Source organism: Micromonospora alfalfae (assembly GCF_022230925.1).
GTDB classification, from domain to species: domain Bacteria; phylum Actinomycetota; class Actinomycetes; order Mycobacteriales; family Micromonosporaceae; genus Micromonospora; species Micromonospora alfalfae.
Genome location: NZ_JAKKFH010000029.1, coordinates 14619 through 34830 on the forward strand (window position 1 = coordinate 14619; position 20212 = coordinate 34830).

Consider the following 20212-nt stretch of genomic DNA (forward strand, 5'->3'; position numbering starts at 1 on the left):
CCGTAACCACCTCAGCCCCTGCCGTCAGCGCTCAGTTGGCACGCCACTTCTGGTTGGCGTTGCCGCTGCACTGCCAGATCTGCAGCCGCGCACCGTTGTCGGGGTTCGAGTCGAGCACGTCGACGCACCTGTCCGCCCTGGTGTTCACCAGGTCGTACGCCTTGTTGAGGGTGAACCTCTGCGACGCCGCGCCGGAACACTCGGCGAGTTGGACGGCAGCGCCGTCCTCTGTGGAGTGGCCTGCGACATCCAGGCACTTGCCCATCGAACGGACGGTGCCGTCCGCCGGGAAGGTCCACAGCTGCTTCGCGGTCCGCCGACAGTCCCAGATCTGCAGCCGCACACCGGCGACGGCGTTGCCGTCCGGGATGTCGATGCAACGGTCACTGGCGAAACTGGAGATCTGCTTCCCGGCGGGCGTGCTGCCCGGCGTGGGGGACGGCGGCGGGGCAGCCGGTTGGTGCGTCGGATCCCCCGGGCCGGTCGTCGTGCCGCTGCCCGTCCCTGGCGACGGCGGCCCCACGCTCGCCGACGGTGGCGGTCCGGCGGGTCGGGACGGCGGGACACCGGCGACCGGCAGTCCCTGGAAACCATCGGTGATCAGCGCCAGGACGGCCGCGCTCGCGGACCATTCGGCGGCGGAGGTGGTCCAGTCGATCGAGTACGCGTGCCCGTTGTGGCCGACGAAGACACGGCTCAACGTGTGCATCGGCATGCCGTCCTCGTCGGTGTACGCCCACTCCCATTCGGCGGCCCGCAACTGGTAGCGCAACGCGCCGAGCCGCACCTGCCGGTAGTCGGCGTACCGCCCGCGTTGCGCCCCCTCCCGCTCCCGCAACTCGGCGACCAGGTCCGCTGGGATGGACCGGAGCTCGTCGACGACGAGCACGCGGCTGCCGTCCGGCTCCCGGAACGCGGCGCGCTCACCGTCGCGCCGCGCCTGCCAGCCGTCCGGCACCGGTACGAGGAAACGGGGATCGTCACGGTAGTAGCGCCAACCCGCGGGCGCCGGTGGCAGCACCCTGGACACCGGCGTCTCGGCGATCGGCGACGGGTTCACTGGCGGTGCCGCCACTCCGCCGTCACCCACGCCACCGAAAAGCCCGGCGTTCAGCAGGGACGCGGTGACCAGCAGGACGACCAGCAGCGCGGCGGCCCCGATCGACCCGATCAGCCGAGCCCGACGCTTGCGCCCCGACCCGGAACCCGGCGCGGCGGGGACGGCCGGCGCGGCGGGGGGACCGGGCTCGGCGGCGACGAACTCGGGCACGATCGTCGGACGGGGCCCATCGTCGGCGGTGGCGGTCGTGGCGGTGATCCGGGTCAACGGCCCGCCACCGGTGGTGCTCACCTCGGCGACTGGCACGTCCGGGGCGGTGGCCTCCCGCAGGAGACGATCCGCCTCATCGGCGCTGATCCGCTGATCCGGCTCACGGCGCAGCAGTCCTTCCAGGAGCGGGGTCAGCCGACCTGCTCGTTGTGCCGGCGGTGGCGGCTCGGTGGCGAGGGCTGCCAGCGTGGCGACCGGCGACGAGCGGTGGTACGGGGTGCGTCCCTCGACCGCCGCGTAGAGGGTGGCGCCGAGCGACCACAGGTCGGCCGCCGGTCCCACGTCGCCGTCGGTGGCCCGCTCGGGCGCGAGGAAAGCCGGCGAGCCGAGCACCATCCCGGTCTGGGTCATCCGTGGGTCGCCGGGGAGGGTGGCCAGACCGAAGTCGGTCAGCACCACCCGGCCGTCGTCGCCGAGCAGCACGTTGGCCGGCTTGACGTCCCGGTGCAGCACGCCAGCCCGGTGCGCGGCGCGCAGCGCACCCAGGATGCCGAGCCCGATCCGCGCGGCGCGGTCCGCCGGCATCGACCCTTCGGCTTCGAGCACCTGTTGCAGGGACCGGGACGGCACGAGTTCCATCACGATCCAGGGGTCGCCGCCCGCGTGCAGCACGTCGAAGACGCGTACCACATTGGGGTGGCCCAGGCGGGCGACGGCCCGCGCCTCGCGCATGGACCGTTCGCGCATCTCGCGGCGTTCGTCGTCACGCAGGCCGGGCGGCGCCACCAACTCCTTGATGGCGACGTCGCGCTGGAGCATCTCGTCGCGGGCCTGCCACACGCGGCCCATCCCGCCCTGGCCGAGCGGACGGACCAGCCGATAGCGGTCGGCAATCAATTGTCGAGAGGCGTCTGGCACGAAAGGAAGGTACCCGCCGAGGTTTACGTGCCCAATTTCTGTGGGGGCTGGAAAAGCGGTAGTCGGATATGTCACACGCAAGATCGACTGCTGACCGATCGTTCATTGAGACATAACTCCACTATCGGCACGAGCACTGTCGCCCACCGCAACGTTACCGACGCGTATATCGGTAACCTGCTATTAATATCGAATGAATTCGAATTCCGCCGAACGCCGGAGCGTCCGGACCACGGCCGGGTGGGGCTTGCTGTGCCTGACGGTGGTCCTGGCCGCCTGCACACCGCCAGGTGACCCACGCCGGCACGCCACGCCGCCGGCCAACCCCGCGGCGCCGACGACCGGCACAAGCACTGGTGGGCCGCCGTGCACACCATCTGTCGACACGCTGGCAGCACCGCCGACGGGCTACCGGTTGGTGGGCGAAGACGTGGCGGTGCCCGACGCCCCCGTGATGTCGGCGGAAGATTCCGGGGAGACCGAGCCGGCGGCACGACTGTTCGCCAAATGGGGGCTCATCGTCCGCGCCGGCACAGTCGTCGACCTGCGGGTGGCGCCGGGCTGGCAGGACAGGGCCCGGCTCGGCTGGGGCGGCACCGGCACGCGCGCGGCGGCCGTCACAGTGCACGCCTGCACACCCGAGGGTGGGCAGGCCCAGTGGAGGGCCTTCGTCGGCGGCACCTGGGTCGCGCAGGCCGCCTGCGTACCGCTCATCGTGACGTCGAACGGCCAGAACGACAGCGTCGACCTCGGCATCGGCGTCCCCTGCGACAAGGCCGCCACGTCCTAGCCCCACACGCTCGGGCGGCCCGGGTGGACGGCTGGGTCTAGCGCCTACACCGCCCAGGAACCGGCTGTTCGCCGGGATCGTCGTCCGCCCCCCAACGGTGGTCGAGCTGCGGCTGTCCCTGCTCCTCGTGGCCGCGATCGCCGAGGTCTTCCTCCTCACCAATCGACCCGATGAACGGTGGTACGTCGGCAGAGCCTTCTCCGAATCCATCAAGTCGCTCACGTGGTGATTCACCATCGCGGCTGACCCATTTCCCCGCATCCGGAGCGACTCCGACAGCGCCGAGGAATTCACCAACCGACTGTTGGGCCCGGCCCGAGACATGTCGGCCGCCTCGTTGGCGGCCCCGGCGGTGGCTGGGCCACAGACCACGCAAGGAATGCGGAGACTGCGGGCCGCCTCCCTCGATGAGCGCCGTGCCGCGTACCTGACCGGCCGTCTCGAGGCCCAACGGGCCTGGTACGCCCAACGATCGCTGTCGAATCGGGCGCAGGCGACCCGATGGTCGGTCGTGGTGGAGATAGTGGCAGTGGCAGTGGCAGTGGCAGTGGCAGTGGCGGTGGCGGTGTCGAGGGCCGCCGGGCTGACCGACTTCGACCTGCTCGGAGTGGCCGCCGCAGCGGTCGCGGCCGGCGCAGCCTGGACGCAGACACGGCAACACGGTGCGGTGGCCACCGCCCCCTGATCAACTCGATTTTCAGGACGTCGCGGTGTCCCGGTGGCTCGGATGCCCCGACTTTCAGGAAGCGGAGTGGATCACCGCCGGAGGGGGTCGCGGCGTTGCGCCGCCGCGACCCCGGTCCACGCCGTGACTCGGGCCGTGACTCCCGACGGGGCTCCGGCCCGTGACTCAGGCCATGACTCGGGCCGGGGCTCCGGCCCGTGATTCAGGCCATGACTCCGGCCGAGGCTCAGGCCGGGGCTCAGGCCGGGGCTCAGGCCGGGGCTCAGGCCGGGGCTCAGGCCGGGGCTCAGGCCGGGGCTCAGACCGTGGCTCAGACCGGGGCTCAGACCGTGGCTCAGACCGGGGCTCAGACCGTGGCTCAGACCGTGGCTCAGACCGTGGCTCAGGCCGGGGCTCAGGCCGGGGCTCAGGCCGTGGCTCCGGCCGGCGTGGCCTCCTTCTCGTCGGGGCGGGACGCCGCCTCGTCGTCGTGCTCGTCGACCATCGTGGCCTCGTCGAACGGGTCATTGCCGCTCAGCACACCTGCCGCCCGCTCCCTGTCGAACTCGCCGGTCCAGGTTCCCACCAGTACGGTCGCCACCGCGTTGCCGGCGAAGTTGGTCAGCGCCCGCGCCTCCGACATGAACCGGTCGATGCCGACGATCAGTCCGACCCCGTCGACGAGGTCCGGCCGGTGCGACTGGAGGCCGCCGGCCAGCGTGGCCAGCCCGGCGCCGGTGACCCCGGCGGCGCCCTTCGACGCGATGATCATGAACAGCAGCAGCGAGATCTGCTCGCCGACGGCCAGCGGCTTGCCCAACGCGTCGGCGATGAACAGCGACGCCATGGTCAGGTAGATCGCCGTACCGTCCAGGTTGAACGAGTAGCCGGTCGGCACCGTGATGCCGACGACCGGCTTGCTCACACCGAAGTGCTCCATCTTGGCGATCAGCCGCGGCAGCGCCGACTCCGACGACGAGGTCGACAGGATCAGCAGGAACTCACGGCCCAGGTAACGCAGCAACGAGAAGATCGAGATCCGGGCCACGAACCACAGCAGCGCGCCCAGGAACACCAGCACGAAGATCAGACAGGTGGCGTAGAAGCCCACCATGATCTGGGCGAGGCTCTTGAGGGCGTCCACGCCGGTCGCGCCGACCACGGCGGCCATCGCGCCGAACGCACCGATCGGCGCCAGCCACATGATCATGGCGAGAACCTTGAAGACGACCCGCTGGATGACGGTGATGGCGCTGAGTACCGGCTCACCCCGCCGACCCATGGCCTGCACGGCGAAGCCGACCAGCAGGGCGACCAGCAGCGTCTGGAGCACCTTGCCCTCGGTGAGCGAGGAGAGCAGCGTCGTCGGGATGATCCCGAGCAGGAAGTCAGCGGTACCGGCGGCCTCGTCACCGGCGGCGGCCTTGCCGGAGCCGGCGAGGTCCGGGCCGAGGTTCAGGCCGGAGCCGGGGTGGATGACGTTGCCGACGACCAGGCCGATGGCGAGCGCGACTGTCGACATGGTCAGGAAGTAGCCGAGGGCCAGGCCGCCGACCTTGCCCACCTTCGCGGCCTGACGGACGGAGCCGACGCCGAGCACGATGGTGCAGAAGATGACCGGGCTGATCATCATCTTGATCAGGTTGACGAAGCCGGTGCCGATCGGCTTGAGTTCCTTGCCGAAATCGGGGGCGACCAGGCCGACCACGATGCCGGCGACGACGGCCACGATGACGGCCAGATACAGGTAACGGGTACGGTCCCGGCGGACCGCCGGTGCCGGGGTGGTGGCGGATGCGGTGGTGTCCATGTCGACAATGTGAAGCGCGTCTCACCCGTTGACAGCCTTGCGGTCATTCTGTTCACCGCGGTGGCGCGAACGGTGGCGCGACGAGGAGGTGGTGGAGGTGGCCCGACGCCAGTGGAGCATCGCGGGGCAACTCTTCGCACTCCAGGCGATGGTGGTGACGCTGCTCGTGCTGGCTGGGGCGGCGGGCGCCGTCTGGCTGGCCCGCAGCGACTCCCGTCAGGCCGCACAGGACGAGGTGCTCGCCGTGGCGCAGACAGTGGCCGGCTCCCCCGACGTCCGCGTGGCCCTCACCACCGTCGACCCCGCGCGGGTCCTGCAGCCGTACGCCGAATCGACCCGGCAGGCAACGGGCACCGACTTCGTGGTGGTGATGGCCCCCGACCGCACCCGTTTCTCGCACCCGACCCCGGACCGGATCGGCGAGCCGTTCGTCGGTGAGATCGGGCCCGCTCTGGCGGGCCGCGCGTTCACCACCACAAACGTCGGGACGCTCGGCGAGTCGGTACGCGCTGTCGTTCCGGTCTACGACGAGCGGCGACGCCTCGTCGGTCTGGTCTCGGTGGGCATCACCACCCGTGAGATCGACAAGAAGCTGCTCGGCCAGTTGCCTGTGCTGTTCGGTGTGGTCACGCCGGCTCTGGCGCTCGCCGCGACCGGCTCCTGGCTGCTCAGCCGCCGGCTCCGCCGCCAGACGCACGGTCTGGGGCCGGCCCAGATGACGCGGATGTACGAGTACTACGACGCCGTTCTGCACTCGGTACGGGAGGGTCTCGTCGTGCTGACCACCGATCGTCGGGTGGCGCTCGTGAACGACGAGGGCCGCCGGCTGTTGGGGCTCGACGCGGACGCGCCGGTGATCGACCAGCCGGTGGCCGGGATCGACCTGCCGCCCGCGGCGGCCGAACTGATCGACTCCGGCCGCGACGCCCGCGACGAGCCGATCGTCGCCGGTGACCGGGTGCTCGTCGCCAACCAGCGGACCACCCGCTTCGAAGGTGCGGTGCTCGGCACCGTGCTGACCCTGCGCGACCAGACCGAGCTGCGCACCCTGGCCAGCGAGCTGGATTCGGTGCGCGCGTTGACCGAGGCGTTGCAGGCGCAGACCCACGAGTCGGCCAACCGGCTGCACACGGTGCTGACCCTGGTGGAGCTGGGCCGCGCCGACGAGGCCGTCCGGCTCGGCACCCGGGACCTGGCCCTCGCCCAACAGCTGACCGACCGGGTGGTCGGCGCGGTGACCGAGCCGGCGTTGGCCGCGCTGCTGCTCGGCAAGTCCGCACAGGCCGGCGAGCGCGGGGTGGATCTGGTCATCGAGCCGGACTGCCGCCTCGACGACAGTCCACTGCCGACCGGTGACCTGCTCACAGTGGTCGGCAATCTGGTCGACAACGCCCTGGAGGCGGTGGCCGGTACGCCGGCGCCGCGCCGGGTGCGGGTCTTCGTCGGCGCGACCGACGACGAGCTGGTGGTCCGGGTGGCCGACAACGGCCCCGGGCTGGCACCGGAGCGGGTCGCCGACGCGTTCCGGCGCGGTTGGTCCACCAAGAGCACCGGTCGGGGCCTCGGTCTGGCGCTGGTCGGGCAGGTGGTACGCCGGCACGGTGGCAGCGCCGAGGTGTGTCGCTCCGACGACGGCGGCAGCCTGTTCACCGTCCGGCTGCCGAGCAGAATCGAGCGGTCATGACCGCCATCCGGGTGTTGGTCGTCGAGGACGAGCCGCTGCTGGCCGAGGCGCACAGCGCGTACACCGAACGGGTTCCCGGTTTCGTGGTGGTCGGGGTGGCGCACACCGCGCGGGCGGCGATGGCGGCCCTGCGCGCGGGCGGCGGCGGCGACGTGGACCTCGTGCTCCTTGATTTTCGGCTGCCGGACCTGCACGGCCTGGACGTCTGCCGGGCGTTACGCGCGGCCGGCAGCAGCGTCGACGTGCTCGCGGTGACGTCCGCTCGGGACCTGGCGGTGGTACGCACCGCGGTGTCCCTCGGCGTGACGCACTACCTGCTCAAGCCGTTCACGTTCGCCGCGTTCCGCGACAAGCTGGAGCGCTACGCCGACTACCGGGCCCAGGCGCTCGCCGACGGCGAGGTCGCCGCCCAGCACGAGGTGGACCAGATGTTCGCCACTCTGCGCGGCGCCGCCGGGCACAGCCTGCCCAAGGGGCTCGACGCGCAGACCCTCGATCGGGTACGCGCCGCGCTCACCGACGGCACCCGCGCCGGGGTCGGGCTGTCCGCGACCGAGGTGAGCGCGCTGACCGGCATCTCCCGGGTAACGGCCCGCCGCTACCTGGAGTACCTGGTCACTGTCGACCGGGCCGCCCGCACCCCCCGCTACGGCACCCCCGGCCGCCCCGAGGTCGAATACCGCCCCCGCTGAACGCCCCCCCACCGCGTCGATCTTGCAGTTACTGCTGGGACCTTTGGGGGTAACAGCGACATTTCTCCGACAGCAAGTGCAAGATCGACGGGGATGGGGCGAACTCGGTGGCGGGGTGAAGATCCGTTGTTAGACTTGGCGCGTTGGGTTAGCGGTACGACCAGGGAGACCAGACATGGCGGGTGACGACGACATCTCCGGGTGAGACCGGACGTGTTCGGCCATCGGTTCGGCGCGCGTAGGCGCAGCCGCCGAGGCCATGCCGTCGTTCCACCGGTTCCCGTTGTCGTCGGGCGGCTGAGGCGCGCCCACCCCACCCTTTTGAGGTCACTCGCATGTCTGATGCCTTCATTGTCTGCTCGAACCTGTCCTTCTCCTGGCCGGACGACACCCCGGTCTTCTCGGAGCTGTCCTTCACCGTCCCGGGCGGGCGCACCGGCCTTGTCGCGCCCAACGGCGCCGGCAAGAGCACACTGCTGCGGCTGATCGCCGGGGAGCTGCGGCCCAGCGGCGGCAGCGTCACCGTCGACGGTGTGCTCGGTTACCTCCCGCAGACGCTGCCGCTGGTCGGCGACCTGAGCGTGGCGCAGGTGCTGGGCGTCGCCGAGCGGATCGCGGCGCTGCACGCCATCGAGGCCGGCGACGCCAGCGAGGAACACTTCGCCACCATCGGCGATGACTGGGACATCGAGGAGCGCACCCGCTCGGAGCTGGACCGGCTCGGCCTGGGTGAGCTGTCGCTCGACCGCCGGCTGCACACCCTCAGCGGCGGCCAGGTGGTCTCCCTCGGCCTGGCGGCGCAACTGCTGCGCCGCCCGGACGTGCTGCTGCTCGACGAGCCGACGAACAACCTGGACCTGGAGGCCCGGCACAAGCTCTACGACGTCCTCAGCGAGTGGTCCGGGTGCCTGCTGCTGGTCAGCCACGACCGGGAACTGCTGGACCGGATGGACCGCATCGCCGAGCTGGACCAGGGCGAGATCCGCTGGTACGGGGGCAACTTCACCGCGTACACCGAGGCGGTGCACGCGGCGCGGGAGGTGGCCGAGAGCAACCTGCGCAACGCCGAGCAGGAGGTCAAACGGGAGAAGCGGGAGATGCAGCAGGCTCGGGAACGGGCCGACCGGCGAGCCAGCAACGCCTCCAAGAATCTGAAGAACGCCGGCCTGGCCCGGATCGTCGCCGGTGGGCTCAAGCGCAGCGCGCAGGAGTCGGCGGGCAAGGCGCAGGAGACGCACTCGTCCCGGCTCGGTCAGGCCAAGGCCCGACTCGACGAGGCCGGCCGGGCGGTACGCGACGAGGACCGCATCGTCGTGGACCTGCCCGACACCACAGTCCCGGGCGGGCGCACCGTCTTCTCCGGCCAGGGCATGCGGGCCCACTTCGACGACCGGGAGCTGTTCGGCGGCGACGGCGCCGACCTGGTGATCCGGGGGCCGGAGCGGATCGCCCTGACCGGGGCTAACGGCGTCGGCAAGTCGACGCTGCTGCGCCTGGTCAACGGTGACCTGCAACCGTCCGGCGGTGAGCTGAAGCGCGGCGACGGGCGGATCGCGTACCTGTCGCAGCGGCTGGACCTGCTGGACCTCGACCGCACTGTGGCGGAGAACTTCGCCGCGTACGCGCCGAGCCTGCCGGACGCCAAGCGGATGAACCTGCTCGCCCGGTTCCTGTTCCGGGGTGCCCGGGTGAACCTGCCGGTCGGGGTGCTCTCCGGCGGTGAACGGCTGCGCGCCACCCTCGCCTGTGTGCTCTGCGCCGAGCCGGCGCCGCAACTGCTGCTGCTCGACGAGCCGACGAACAACCTGGACCTGGTCAGCGTGGGTCAGTTGGAGAGCGCGCTGTCGGCGTACCAGGGGGCGTTCGTGGTGGTCAGCCACGACGAACGGTTCCTCGCCGAGATCGGCGTGCAGCGTTGGTTGCGGTTGGCTGACGGCAAGCTGCGCGAGATCAGCGCCCCCGAGCGGGTCTGAGCCCGGCGGTCCGGCCGGCGCAGGCCGGCCGGACCGATGCGGTCTCAGCTCACGTTGGCCGGGCCGAGGACGCTCTTCAGGTCACCCATCAGCGCGGTCGTGGCCGCCACCCGGAACGGACCCAGCCGCAGGGTGGTGGTGCGCCCGCCGTTCTGGAGTTTGACGTGCACCTCGGTGTCACCGGGGTGCAGCACGAGGGTTTCCTTGAGTTTCTCCACCAGCGGTGGTGTGCAGCGGTGCACAGGGATGGTGAGGGTGACCGGCTTGTTCGTGGCGCTGGTGCTGACGTCCGGCATCGACATGTCCATCGCCATGATCCGTGGGGTGTCGTCGCGGCGGTCCACCCGCCCCTTGACCACCACGATGGCGTCCTCGGCGATGTACTGCCCGATCACCTCGTAGGTGTTGGGGAAGAACAGCGTCTCCACCCCACCGGCCAGGTCCTCCAGGGTGGCCGACGCCCAGGCACGGCCCTGCTTGGTGACCCGACGCTGCACTCCGGAGAGGATGCCGGCGAGGGTGATGACCGCCCCGTCGGGCACCCCGCCCTCCTCGGCCAGGGAGGCGATCGTGGTGTCGGCCGCCGCGTTGAGGATGTGCTCCAGACCGAACAGCGGGTGGTCGGAGACGTACAGGCCGAGCATCTCCCGCTCGAAGGCCAGCTTGTCGCGCTTGTCCCACTCGCTGTCGCCGATGGTCGGCATCACTGTGGTGCTGCCGGTGTCGGCGTCACCGAAGCCGGCGCCGAACAGGTCGTACTGGCCGACGGCCTCCTTGCGCTTGACATCCGCGTACGCGTCGATGGCGTCGGCGTGCACCGCGAGCAGGCCCTTGCGGGGGTGGTCGAGGGAGTCGAAAGCACCCGCCTTGATCAGCGATTCGATTGTCTTCTTGTTGCAGACGACAGCGTCCACCTTGGACAGGAAGTCGTAGAAGTCGGCGTACTCGCCCTCCTCCTCCCGGCAGCGCATGATCGAGGCGACCACGTTCGCCCCGACGTTGCGGACGGCGGCGAGGCCGAAGCGGATGTCCTTGCCGACCGGGGTGAACGGCCCGGCCGAGGTGTTCACGTCCGGCGGCAGCACCTGGATGCGCATCCGGCGGCACTCGGCCAGGTAGAGCGCCATCTTGTCCTTGTCGTCGCCGACGCTGGTCAGCAGCCCGGCCATGTACTCGGCCGGGTAGTGCGCCTTCAGGTACGCGGTCCAGTAGGAGACCAGGCCGTACGCGGCGGAGTGCGCCTTGTTGAAGGCGTAGCCGGCGAACGGCACCAGGACGTCCCACACCGCCTGGATCGCCTCGTCGGAGTAGCCGCGCTCACGGCAGCCGTCCCGGAACGGGATGAACTCCTTGTCGAGGATCTCCTTCTTCTTCTTACCCATGGCCCGGCGCAGCAGGTCCGCCTGACCGAGGGTGTAGCCGGCGAGGATCTGCGCGGCGCGCTGCACCTGCTCCTGGTAGACGATCAGGCCGTGGGTGGGCTCCAGGATCTCCCGCAGCGGCTCCTCCAGCTCCGGGTGGATCGGCGTGATCTCCTGGAGCTTGTTCTTGCGCAGCGCATAGTTGGTGTGCGAGTCGACGCCCATCGGGCCGGGCCGGTACAGGGCCAGGACGGCCGAGATGTCCTCGAAGTTGTCCGGCTTCATCAACCGCAGCAGCGACCGCATCGGCCCACCGTCGAGCTGGAACACGCCCAGGGTGTCACCGCGGGCCAGCAGCTCGTACGCGGCCTTGTCGTCCAGCGGCAGGCCCAGCAGGTCGAGCTTCCGGCCGTGGTTCAGCTCGATGTTCTTGACCGCGTCGTCGATGATCGTCAGGTTGCGCAGGCCGAGGAAGTCCATCTTCAGCAGCCCGAGCGACTCGCAGGTCGGGTAGTCGAACTGCGTGATGATCGCGCCGTCGGCGTCGCGGCGCATCAGCGGGATGTGCTCGATGATCGGCTCGGCGGACATGATGACGCCGGCGGCGTGCACACCGGTCTGGCGGATCAGCCCCTCGATGCCCTTGGCCGTGTCGATCACCTTGCGGACGTCCGGGTCGGAGTCGTACAGGCCGCGGATCTCGCCCGCCTCGGCGTAGCGGGGGTGCTTGTTGTCGAAGATGCCGGTGAGCGGGATGTCCTTGCCCATCACCGCCGGTGGCATGGCCTTGGTGATCCGGTCGCCGACCGCGTACGGGAAGCCGAGGACCCGGGCGGAGTCCTTGATCGCGGCCTTCGCCTTGATCGTGCCGAAGGTGGCGATCTGGGCGACCTTGTCCTCGCCCCACTTGTCGGTGACGTACTTGATCACCTCACCGCGTCGACGCTCGTCGAAGTCGATGTCGACATCCGGCATCGAGACCCGCTCGGGGTTGAGGAACCGCTCGAAGATAAGGCCGTGCTGGATCGGGTCCAGGTCGGTGATGCCCAACGCGTACGCGACGAGCGACCCGGCGGCCGAACCACGGCCCGGACCCACAGCGATGCCCTGGTTCTTCGCCCACTGGATGAAGTCGGCGACCACCAGGAAGTAGGACGGGAAGCCCATCTGGTTGATGACGCCCAGCTCGTACTCGGCCTGGACGACGTGCCCCTCGGGGATGCCGTTCGGATAGCGGCGGGCCAGGCCGGCGAAGGTCTCCTTGCGGAACCAGGACTCCTCGGTCTCCCCCTCGGGCACCGGGAAGCGCGGCATCAGGTTGTGGAACTCGAACATGCCCTTCGGGTCGACCTTCTCGGCGACCAGCAGTGTGTTGCGGCAGCCCTCCTGCCACAGCTCGGACGAGTCCACAGCGCGCATCTGGTCGGCGCTCTTGATGAAGTAGCCGCCGCCCTCGAACCGGAACCGGTTCGGGTCGTCGATGTTGCTGCCGGTCTGCACGCAGAGCAGCACGTCGTGGGCGGTGGCCTGCGCCTCGTGGGTGTAGTGCGAGTCGTTGGTGACCACCGGCGGGATGTCCAGTTTGCGGGCGATCTCGGTCAGCCCCTCGCGGACCCGGCTCTCGATGGAGAGGCCGTGATCCATGATCTCCAGGAAGTAGTTGTCCTTGCCGAAGATGTCCTGGTAGCTGGCGGCGACCTTGAGTGCCTCGTCGAACTGGCCCAGCCGCAGCCGGGTCTGGACCGCGCCGGACGGGCAGCCGGTGGTCGCCATGATCCCCTCGGCGTGCTCGGCGATCAGCTCCATGTCCATCCGGGGCCACTTGACGTAGTGCCCCTCCATGGAGGCGCGCGAGTTGAGGGTGAACAGGTTCTTCAGGCCCTGCGCGTTCTTCGCCCACATGGTCTTGTGGGTGATCGCGCCGTTACCGGAGATGTCGTCGCTCTTCTGCTCCGGGCGACCCCACTTCACCCGCGCCTTGTGGTAGCGCGACTCCGGCGCCACGTACGCCTCGACGCCCAGGATCGGGGTGATCCCGGCGGCCATCGCCTGGTTGTAGAAGTCGTTCGCGCCGTGCATGTTGCCGTGGTCGGTGATCGCCACGGCGGACATGCCGAGCCGGTTGGCCTCGGCGAACAGGTCCTTGAGGCGGGCCGCTCCGTCGAGCATCGAGTATTCCGTGTGCACGTGCAGATGCGCGAACGAATCGGCCATGCCTGGCGCCCCCCGGCGGTGTGGATCTTGTTGGTCGGAGCCGACCGGGACCTACCCTACCGAGGTGATCTCGGCGGCTCCACCGTCCGCGCCGACGGTCGTGGCCCTCGTCTCCTGATCCTCCCCGCGTGCGCCTAGGCTCAGCGGCATGGCGAGGTACTACGACGTACACCCGGAGAACCCGCAGCCCCGGATCATCGGGCAGGTCGCCGACCTGATCCGCGGTGGTGGGCTGGTCGCCTACCCGACGGACTCCTGCTACGCGCTCGGCATCCAACTGGGCAACCAGGACGGGCTGGACCGGATCCGCCAGATCCGCCACCTCGACGACCGGCACCACTTCACGCTGGTCTGCCGGGACTTCGCGCAGCTCGGCCAGTTCGTCCAGATCAGCAACTCGGTCTTCCGGCTGGTGAAGGCGTCCACCCCGGGCAGCTACACGTTCATCCTGCCGGCCACCCGTGAGGTGCCCCGCCGGATGCTGCACCCGAAGAAGCGGACCGTCGGCGTGCGGGTGCCCCGGCACACCGTCACCCAGGCGCTGCTGGCCGAGCTGGCCGAGCCACTGGTGTCCAGCACCCTGGTCCTGCCCGGCGACGAGGAGCCGATGACCCAGGGCTGGGAGATCAAGGAACGGCTCGACCACCAGCTCGACGCGGTGCTCGACGCCGGTGACTGCGGTAAGGAGCCGACGACCGTGATCGACCTGTCGGGGCCCGAGCCGGAGATCCTGCGCCGGGGCGCCGGGGACGTGTCCCGCTTCGAGTGACGCGTCGGGTGCCGGACCGTACCGGGGCGCGGCGGCCACACCGGTCGTACGCTCAGGGATCGGCACCGGCGAGCATTGGACATCCGGCATGCCCGACGCGGACGACATCGACGCCCTGGCCCGGTCCGCCGCGCACGGTGACCCGGCCGCGCTGACCGCCCTGCTGGTCGCGGTACGCCCGGAGGTGTTGCGGCTGTGCGCACGGTTCCTGCCCAACCGGGAGGACGCCGAGGAGGCCTGCCAGGACACCCTGCTGGCGCTGGCCAACGGAATCACCCGCTTCGAGGGGCGCTCCTCGTTCCGCACCTGGCTGCACCGGCTGGCCGCCAACCGGGCCCGCTCCACGTACCGCACGCTGCGCCGCCGCTGCCGGTTGGAGGCCGGCGGCGTACCGGTGCCCGACCAGGCCGACCCCCGACGGACCAGCGTGGTCGCCGGCACCCGCCTCGACCTGCTCGACGCCTTCGACGCGGTCCGCCCCGACCTCGCCGAGGTGATCGCCCTGCGCGACGTCCTCGGGCTGAGCTACCCCGAGATCGCGGCGCTACTCGACGTGCCGGTGGGCACTGTGAAGTCCCGGCTGCACCTGGCCCGGCGGCAGGTGCGACAACGACTCGGCACGGGATGAGCCCCGCCGCGCGAGGCCGCTCGATCCGCCGGCTCCTCGCCGGTGGCGTCGTCCTCGTGTCCGCCGTGTCGGTAGCGGCCTGCGGCGCCGACCCGGTAGCGCCGCTGCCCGTACAGCCACCAGTGGAGTCCCGACCGTCGCCGACCCCCTCGGCGATCCCGGCGCCCACCGCATCGCCGTCCCGACCGCCGCCGACCAGCGGACGTCCGATCGCGGCACCGCCCGCACCGACCACTGCCCGGGGTACGCCGCACCGCCCGGCCACCACGTCGACGGCGCCGACCACGAGCTGCCAGGGCGCCGTGCGCTACGACCTGCCGCTGGCCGAGACCGAGCTTGAGCTGCTGCGGTCGCTCTGTTTCGCCACCGGCGCGGTGCTGCGGATCCAGGGCATCGGCCCCGGCCTGGTCACCGTCGACCGCCCGGAGCTGGTCTCGCAGCACTACGAGGCCGGCGTGGTGGACATCCGGTTCGTCCGCCCCGGCACCGTCGACGTCAGGATCCCGAAGGAGGCTCGGGAACACACGATCACGGTGGTGGTCCGCTAGTCAGAGCATCGCCGGCGACGGGGCGGGACGGTGCCGCGCCCGGAGGAACTCGACGGCCGCGACCCCCAGCAGCACCAGAGCGGCGGCGACGCCCAGAGCCAGCCCGGGCAGGTGCACCGAGAGCGGCGCCAGGGCGATCGTCGCGCCGACACCGACGACGTGCGACAGCGGCACCCGCCCGTACACCTCGTGTTCCAGGACCGCCCGACCGATGAGGAAGAGCCCCGCGCCACCCAGGACGAGCGCGGCCATGGGTGCGGCGGGCCGCTCCCACGGCTGGGCGATGATCCGTTCCACGCCGGCGGCCGTTCCCACCACTCCGGCCACCATCAACCAGTGGGCGTACGGGTTGGTCTGCACCAGCCGAGTCCGGTGGGGTGATGCCTCGATGGCGGCGCGGAGCGTCGCGCCCGCTCCCTGGGCGTAGCTCCACCAGAGCACCGCCGCTGTCAGGAACGCGGTGGCGAAGGCGGCGATCCGATCGGGGGTGAAGGGCTGGTGGCTCAGGCTGAGGACGCTGACCAGGACGAGTTCACCCAGGGTGAGGATGTAGATCTGTTGGTACCGCTCGGCGAGGTGCTCCGGCGCGACCCGGTACTGCGGCAGGGGCGCCCGACCGGGGATGGGGAAACGGAACCCGAACGCGACGTAGTCCACACCCAGCGCGACGAGCCACACGGCGAGGCGCCACTCGGGGTCGGCCACCAGGCCGCCGACCACCCACAGGGTCCCTGACCCGAGGTTCCAGACCAGGGCGCGAAGGGAGCGTTCCTGCCCCTGCCGACCACGCAGGGATCGGATGAGCACCAGCCCTCGGCCCAGGTTTATCGCGGCCCAGGTGCCACCGAAGATCAGTCCGTGCTCGTGGAACGCCGTCGGCAGCGCGGCGGACATCAGCATGATGCCGAACATGATGCCGAGGATCAGCTGGGGAATCGGTCGCTTTCGTGGGCTGTACGTGTCGGTGATCAACGTGGTGGTCACCCAGACCGCCCACAGTGTCGACAGTGCGAGCAGAGCCTGGGCGATGCCGGTCCAGGTCTGCTCGGCCGCCATCGACTGCGACGTCAGGGTCAGGCTGGCGATGAAGGCGAGATCGAAGAACAGCTCCAGCAGGTCCGCGCGCTGCGGTCCGGTCGCCGTACGGGTCAGCTGTCGACGCGCACCGTCCGTCATCGGTGCCCGCTCGATCCGTCGCCGCTGACGACGGACCGCCCGCCCGCGTAGGCAGCGCGGACCGCAGCCCGACAACACTTCTGCGCCACGCTGCCAGCCTTCCATCCGAGGGCCCGGCACCGGGCACGTTCGTCCGCACCACGGCGGCCCCGCTACCGCACCCGCACGCCGTCGAGCAATGCGTCCACGAAGTCGGGCCCGCCGTCCACCGGTGGCACGACCTGCACGTACACCAGAGCGCCGTGGCCCGGATGCCGCCCCGCCGACTCGACGATCCGCGGCCGGCCCCGGTCGCAGCGGTACGCCACAACCGTCCACTCGACGCCCGCCCGGCGGGTGGTGCGCGCCGGCGCGGACGCGCAGTCCCCGTGTGTGCGCTCGGCCAGGAACCCGGCAGGCGTGGTGCGCGCCGCCGTGCTGGCCGAGACGCCGACGAACGCGCCGGGCACCCCGGGGTCGGCGGCCCAGCGGCGGGGTTGCGGCGACATCACCAGCGCCGGTTCCGCTTCGCCGTCGGCGTCGTACTGACCGGCCCAGGTCGCCCCGGTGGCCGACCAGCCGTCCGGCAACGTCACGGTGAGCGGTCCGGCGGTGTACGTGTCCCGTTCGGCCCCGGTGTGGCCCGGCTCGGGGCCCACCACCGCGACGGCCGCGACGGCCGCCCCGGCCAACAGCATCCGGTACGGGTGACGGGCCACCGGAGCGGATGACGGCGGCTGCCGTACGGCGGTGGCCCGGTCGAGCGCGGCGTGCAGCGCGGCGGCGTCCGGATAGCGGCCGGCCGGCCGGTGGGCGGTGGCCCGGACGAGCACCGCGGCCACCCGCGCCGGCACGCCGTCGCGCAGTCGCAGGGCGCCGACCGATCTGGGCGGGTCGGACCCGGGCTCGGCGGCGAGCAGCCGGATCCCGAGCCGACCGAGCCCGTACACGTCAGCGCGCGTGTCGATCACCGCGCCCGGGTCGTCCTGCTCCGGTGCCATGTAGCCGGGGGTACCGGCCCGGGCGGTGAGGCCGGAGGCGGCGGCGAGCGCCTTGGCGAGACCGAGGTCGGCGATGAGCACCCGCTCGGCGCCGGAGGCCACCCCGGTGGAATGGAACAGAATGTTGCCGGGGGTGAGGTCGCGGTGCACGACGCCGTGCCGGTGCAGCACGCTCACGCCCGCGCAGACCTCACCGAGCAGGCGCAACGCCGCCGGCACGGAGATCTCACCAAGAGCCAGCCGGTCGCGCAGGCTGCCGCCGTCCGCCCAGGCCAGCACGGCGTACGGCCGCCCGTCGGGCAATTCACCGACGGCATGCACCCGGACCAACCGCTCGTGCTCCAGCCGGCGCAGCAGACGGGCCTCGTCGCGGAAGCGTTCCCGGACGCGGAGGTCGTGGCTCCAGTTCTCGGCCAGCACCTTGATTGCCACGTGTCCGTCGAGCATCGGGTCGTAGCCCAGCCAGACGGTCGCGAACGATCCGACGCCCAGCAGCCGCTCGATGGCGTAGGGCCCGATCCGTTGCGGAGCCGTCACCGCGTCACCCCCGGCCAGCACGGGCGGTCGGCGTCTCTCTGAACAGTAGACCGGGCCGGTCGGAAAGCCGACGAACCGTTGGGCCGGGCGCGGTGACTAACAGGGCAGAGACCCATCACCGAAGGAGCGCACCATGAACCGACCCACGATCCTTCTCACCACCGCCGCGCTGGCGCTCGGCACACTCGTCCCGCTGGTCGACGCCGGTCCGGCCTGGGCAGCCCCGGTGCTCGGTGGCGGCGCGCCAGCCTCGGCGCGTGCCCCGATGGCCGCCGCCACGCTCGCCGGGCACAGTCACCCGCAGGTGCTCGGCGTCGGCGGCGCCGGGGCGTACCGGATGGGTGCCAGCCTGGCCGTGCTCACCGCTGACGGGCACATCGACTGGACCGCGCCGAGCTGCGGCGGGGTGGTGCACGCCGGCGCGACCGGTTCCTGGGCCGGCGTGCTCATCCTGGCCTTCCGCGACGGTCGGCTGGTGGAGGTCGGTACGGCCACCGCGCCGCCGCAGTCCCCCGCCGGCGCCACTGTCGGCATGTCCTTCGACGAGCTGGAGGCGATCTACGGCCGGCGGGGTTCGCTGATCCGCAACGACGCGGGGGACGCCGAGGCGTACCTGGTCCGGGTCGGGTCGCGGGTGGAGCTGTTCACCGGGCACCCGATCCGGCCGGGGGTGGGCTACTTCCAGGTCGGGCTGGCCAGCTTCGTCGAGCGGAACTTCCGGCAGGGCGCGTCCTGCTGATCTGGCCCAGGTGCGGGGCGTCCGGTGTCCACCGGGCGCCCCGCAGCTCGTGTCGACCCGAACGGAGGGTGGGCAGACACGATGATGTCGGGATGGACAACACTGTGTGCCACACAGTATGGTGTGACGCATGGTTAGCGAGGACGTTCTACGGACGCACCTGCAGGAGTTGCGTCGAGGCACCGTCGTGGTGGCCAGCCTGGTCGCGCTACGCCGACCGGACTACGGCTACGCACTGCTGCAACGGCTCAGCGACCACGGCTTCCCGGTCGACGCCAACACCCTCTACCCGCTGCTGCGCCGCCTGGAGGACCAGGGGCTGCTGACCAGCGAGTGGAACACCGAAGAGAGCCGACCCCGCAAGTTCTACCGGACCAGCGACGAGGGCGAGTCGATGCTGAACCGGCTCCTCGACGACCTCGCCGCCGTGCAGACCTCCATCACCGGGCTGATCCAAGGAGTGGACCGATGAACACCCTGACCGACCGCTACCTCGCCGCCACCCTGCGCTCGGTGCCCACCCAGCGCCGCGACGAGATCGCCAGCGAGCTACGCGCCTCGATCGAGGACATGGTCGAGGACCGGACCGGCGGCGGCCAGGACGCCACCGCCGCCGAGCGGGAGGTCCTCACCGAGCTGGGCAACCCGGATCTGCTGGCCGCCCGGTACGCCGACCGCCGGCTGCAGCTCATCGGCCCCACCTACTACCTGGTCTGGCTGCGGCTGCTGAAACTGCTGCTCAGCTTCATCCCGGCGCTCGTCGGCACGATCGTCGCGATCGTCGACGTGGCAGACGGCAAGGGCTTCGGAGCCATCGGGCCAGCCATTGTCGTTGCCATGCAGGTGGCCGTGCAGATCGCCTTCTGGCTAACCCTGACCTTCGCCCTCATCGACCGGTCCCAGACCACGGCCGGCCTGCCCGAATGGACAGTCGACCAACTGCCCGACGTCCCCGCACACCGAGGCGTCTCCCTCGCCGACACCATCGCGTCGGTGGCCATGCTGGTGCTGACCATCGGGTACCTGCCCTTCCAGCACTACCAGTCGTGGGTGCACGAGACCGACGGTAGGAACATCCCGATCCTCGATCCGGCGCTGTGGTCGTTCTGGCTGCCGGCGCTGATGGTGGTACTGCTGGCCACCGCGGTGTTCGAGATCGTCAAGTACCGGATCGGGCACTGGAGCTGGCGGTTGTTCGGGGTGAAGGCCCTGCTCAGCCTGGCGTTCTCGCTGCCGCTGACCTGGCTGGCGCTCTCCGACCGGCTGCTCAACCCGGCCCTGGGCGACCGACTGAGCTGGCTGGCGGACGGTGACAACCGGAACACCCTCGGGGCCGCCATCGCGGTGGGCACGGCCGTGATCCTGGTCTGGGACCTGATCGACACCAGCACCAAGACCCGCCGTCGGACGGCGTGAGCTGAAGCGACACCCCACCCGACGGTCCGGCGCGAACCTCGCG

Annotated in this window: 15 protein-coding genes and 1 pseudogene; 11 read left to right on the forward strand and 5 right to left on the reverse strand. The window is 70.9% G+C overall.

Features of this window, described 5'->3' with window-relative positions:
• Positions 1 to 31: 31 nt before the first annotated feature.
• Positions 32 to 2188, reverse strand: coding sequence for a protein kinase domain-containing protein (locus MED01_RS36460; protein ID WP_443677142.1), 2157 nt, complete (start codon positions 2186 to 2188; stop codon positions 32 to 34).
• Between the two features lie 193 nt (positions 2189 to 2381).
• Between MED01_RS36460 and MED01_RS23755 the strand changes: the two genes are divergently transcribed.
• Together MED01_RS23755 and MED01_RS36170 are read left to right on the forward strand one after the other, a co-directional pair.
• Positions 2382 to 2978, forward strand: coding sequence for a hypothetical protein (locus tag MED01_RS23755; RefSeq protein WP_238670777.1), 597 nt, complete (start codon positions 2382 to 2384; stop codon positions 2976 to 2978).
• A 97-nt stretch (positions 2979 to 3075) separates the two neighbouring features.
• Positions 3076 to 3663, forward strand: a pseudogene (locus tag MED01_RS36170) (DUF4231 domain-containing protein).
• A gap of 406 nt (positions 3664 to 4069) precedes the next feature.
• Here MED01_RS36170 and MED01_RS23765 read toward each other — a convergent pair.
• Positions 4070 to 5452 carry a cation:dicarboxylate symporter family transporter gene (locus tag MED01_RS23765; protein WP_238670779.1) on the reverse strand — a complete coding sequence of 461 codons (1383 nt, stop codon included), beginning with the start codon at positions 5450 to 5452 and terminating at the stop codon, positions 4070 to 4072.
• A gap of 97 nt (positions 5453 to 5549) precedes the next feature.
• On the opposite strand from MED01_RS23765, the gene MED01_RS23770 reads away from it, so the two are divergent.
• The 3 genes from MED01_RS23770 (at position 5550) to abc-f (ending at position 9801) form a co-directional block, all read left to right on the forward strand.
• Positions 5550 to 7136: an ATP-binding protein gene (locus tag MED01_RS23770; RefSeq protein ID WP_238670780.1), complete on the forward strand. Its 1587-nt coding sequence runs from the start codon at positions 5550 to 5552 to the stop codon at positions 7134 to 7136.
• Complete coding sequence (locus MED01_RS23775) at positions 7133 to 7828, forward strand: response regulator (protein ID WP_238670781.1); 696 nt, start codon at positions 7133 to 7135, stop codon at positions 7826 to 7828. Before MED01_RS23770 ends, MED01_RS23775 begins: the two co-directional genes overlap by 4 nt.
• 335 nt (positions 7829 to 8163) lie before the next feature.
• A complete protein-coding gene (gene abc-f, locus MED01_RS23780; protein WP_238670782.1) occupies positions 8164 to 9801 on the forward strand; it encodes a ribosomal protection-like ABC-F family protein in 1638 nt (545 codons plus the stop codon).
• Between the two features lie 44 nt (positions 9802 to 9845).
• Here abc-f and dnaE read toward each other — a convergent pair whose 3' ends face one another.
• Entirely contained in the window at positions 9846 to 13376 is a 3531-nt protein-coding gene (dnaE, locus tag MED01_RS23785) for a DNA polymerase III subunit alpha (RefSeq protein ID WP_238670783.1), read from the reverse strand.
• Between the two features lie 148 nt (positions 13377 to 13524).
• On the opposite strand from dnaE, the gene MED01_RS23790 reads away from it, so the two are divergent.
• The 3 genes from MED01_RS23790 (at position 13525) to MED01_RS23800 (ending at position 15321) form a co-directional block, all read left to right on the forward strand.
• Positions 13525 to 14145 carry an L-threonylcarbamoyladenylate synthase gene (locus MED01_RS23790; protein WP_238670784.1) on the forward strand — a complete coding sequence of 207 codons (621 nt, stop codon included), beginning with the start codon at positions 13525 to 13527 and terminating at the stop codon, positions 14143 to 14145.
• 88 nt (positions 14146 to 14233) lie between these two features.
• Complete coding sequence (locus MED01_RS23795; RefSeq protein WP_238670785.1) at positions 14234 to 14773, forward strand: RNA polymerase sigma factor; 540 nt, start codon at positions 14234 to 14236, stop codon at positions 14771 to 14773.
• Entirely contained in the window at positions 14770 to 15321 is a 552-nt protein-coding gene (locus MED01_RS23800) for a hypothetical protein (RefSeq protein WP_238670786.1), read from the forward strand. Before MED01_RS23795 ends, MED01_RS23800 begins: the two co-directional genes overlap by 4 nt.
• Here MED01_RS23800 and MED01_RS23805 read toward each other — a convergent pair whose 3' ends face one another.
• Entirely contained in the window at positions 15322 to 16497 is a 1176-nt protein-coding gene (locus MED01_RS23805; protein ID WP_238670787.1) for a low temperature requirement protein A, read from the reverse strand. It abuts the gene before it with no gap.
• Positions 16498 to 16649: 152 nt separating this feature from the next.
• Positions 16650 to 18014, reverse strand: a complete 1365-nt coding sequence (locus MED01_RS23810; RefSeq protein WP_238670788.1) for a serine/threonine-protein kinase — start codon at positions 18012 to 18014, stop codon at positions 16650 to 16652.
• Positions 18015 to 18147: 133 nt separating this feature from the next.
• Here MED01_RS23810 and MED01_RS23815 point away from each other — a divergent pair, with 133 nt between their 5' ends.
• From MED01_RS23815 to MED01_RS23825, 3 genes are all read left to right on the forward strand, one after another.
• Entirely contained in the window at positions 18148 to 18753 is a 606-nt protein-coding gene (locus tag MED01_RS23815; RefSeq protein WP_238670789.1) for a hypothetical protein, read from the forward strand.
• A gap of 130 nt (positions 18754 to 18883) precedes the next feature.
• Positions 18884 to 19225 carry a PadR family transcriptional regulator gene (locus MED01_RS23820; RefSeq protein ID WP_091401756.1) on the forward strand — a complete coding sequence of 114 codons (342 nt, stop codon included), beginning with the start codon at positions 18884 to 18886 and terminating at the stop codon, positions 19223 to 19225.
• Positions 19222 to 20169, forward strand: coding sequence for a permease prefix domain 1-containing protein (locus MED01_RS23825; RefSeq protein WP_238670790.1), 948 nt, complete (start codon positions 19222 to 19224; stop codon positions 20167 to 20169). The genes MED01_RS23820 and MED01_RS23825 overlap by 4 nt, the downstream gene beginning before the upstream one ends.
• Positions 20170 to 20212 lie beyond the last annotated feature (43 nt).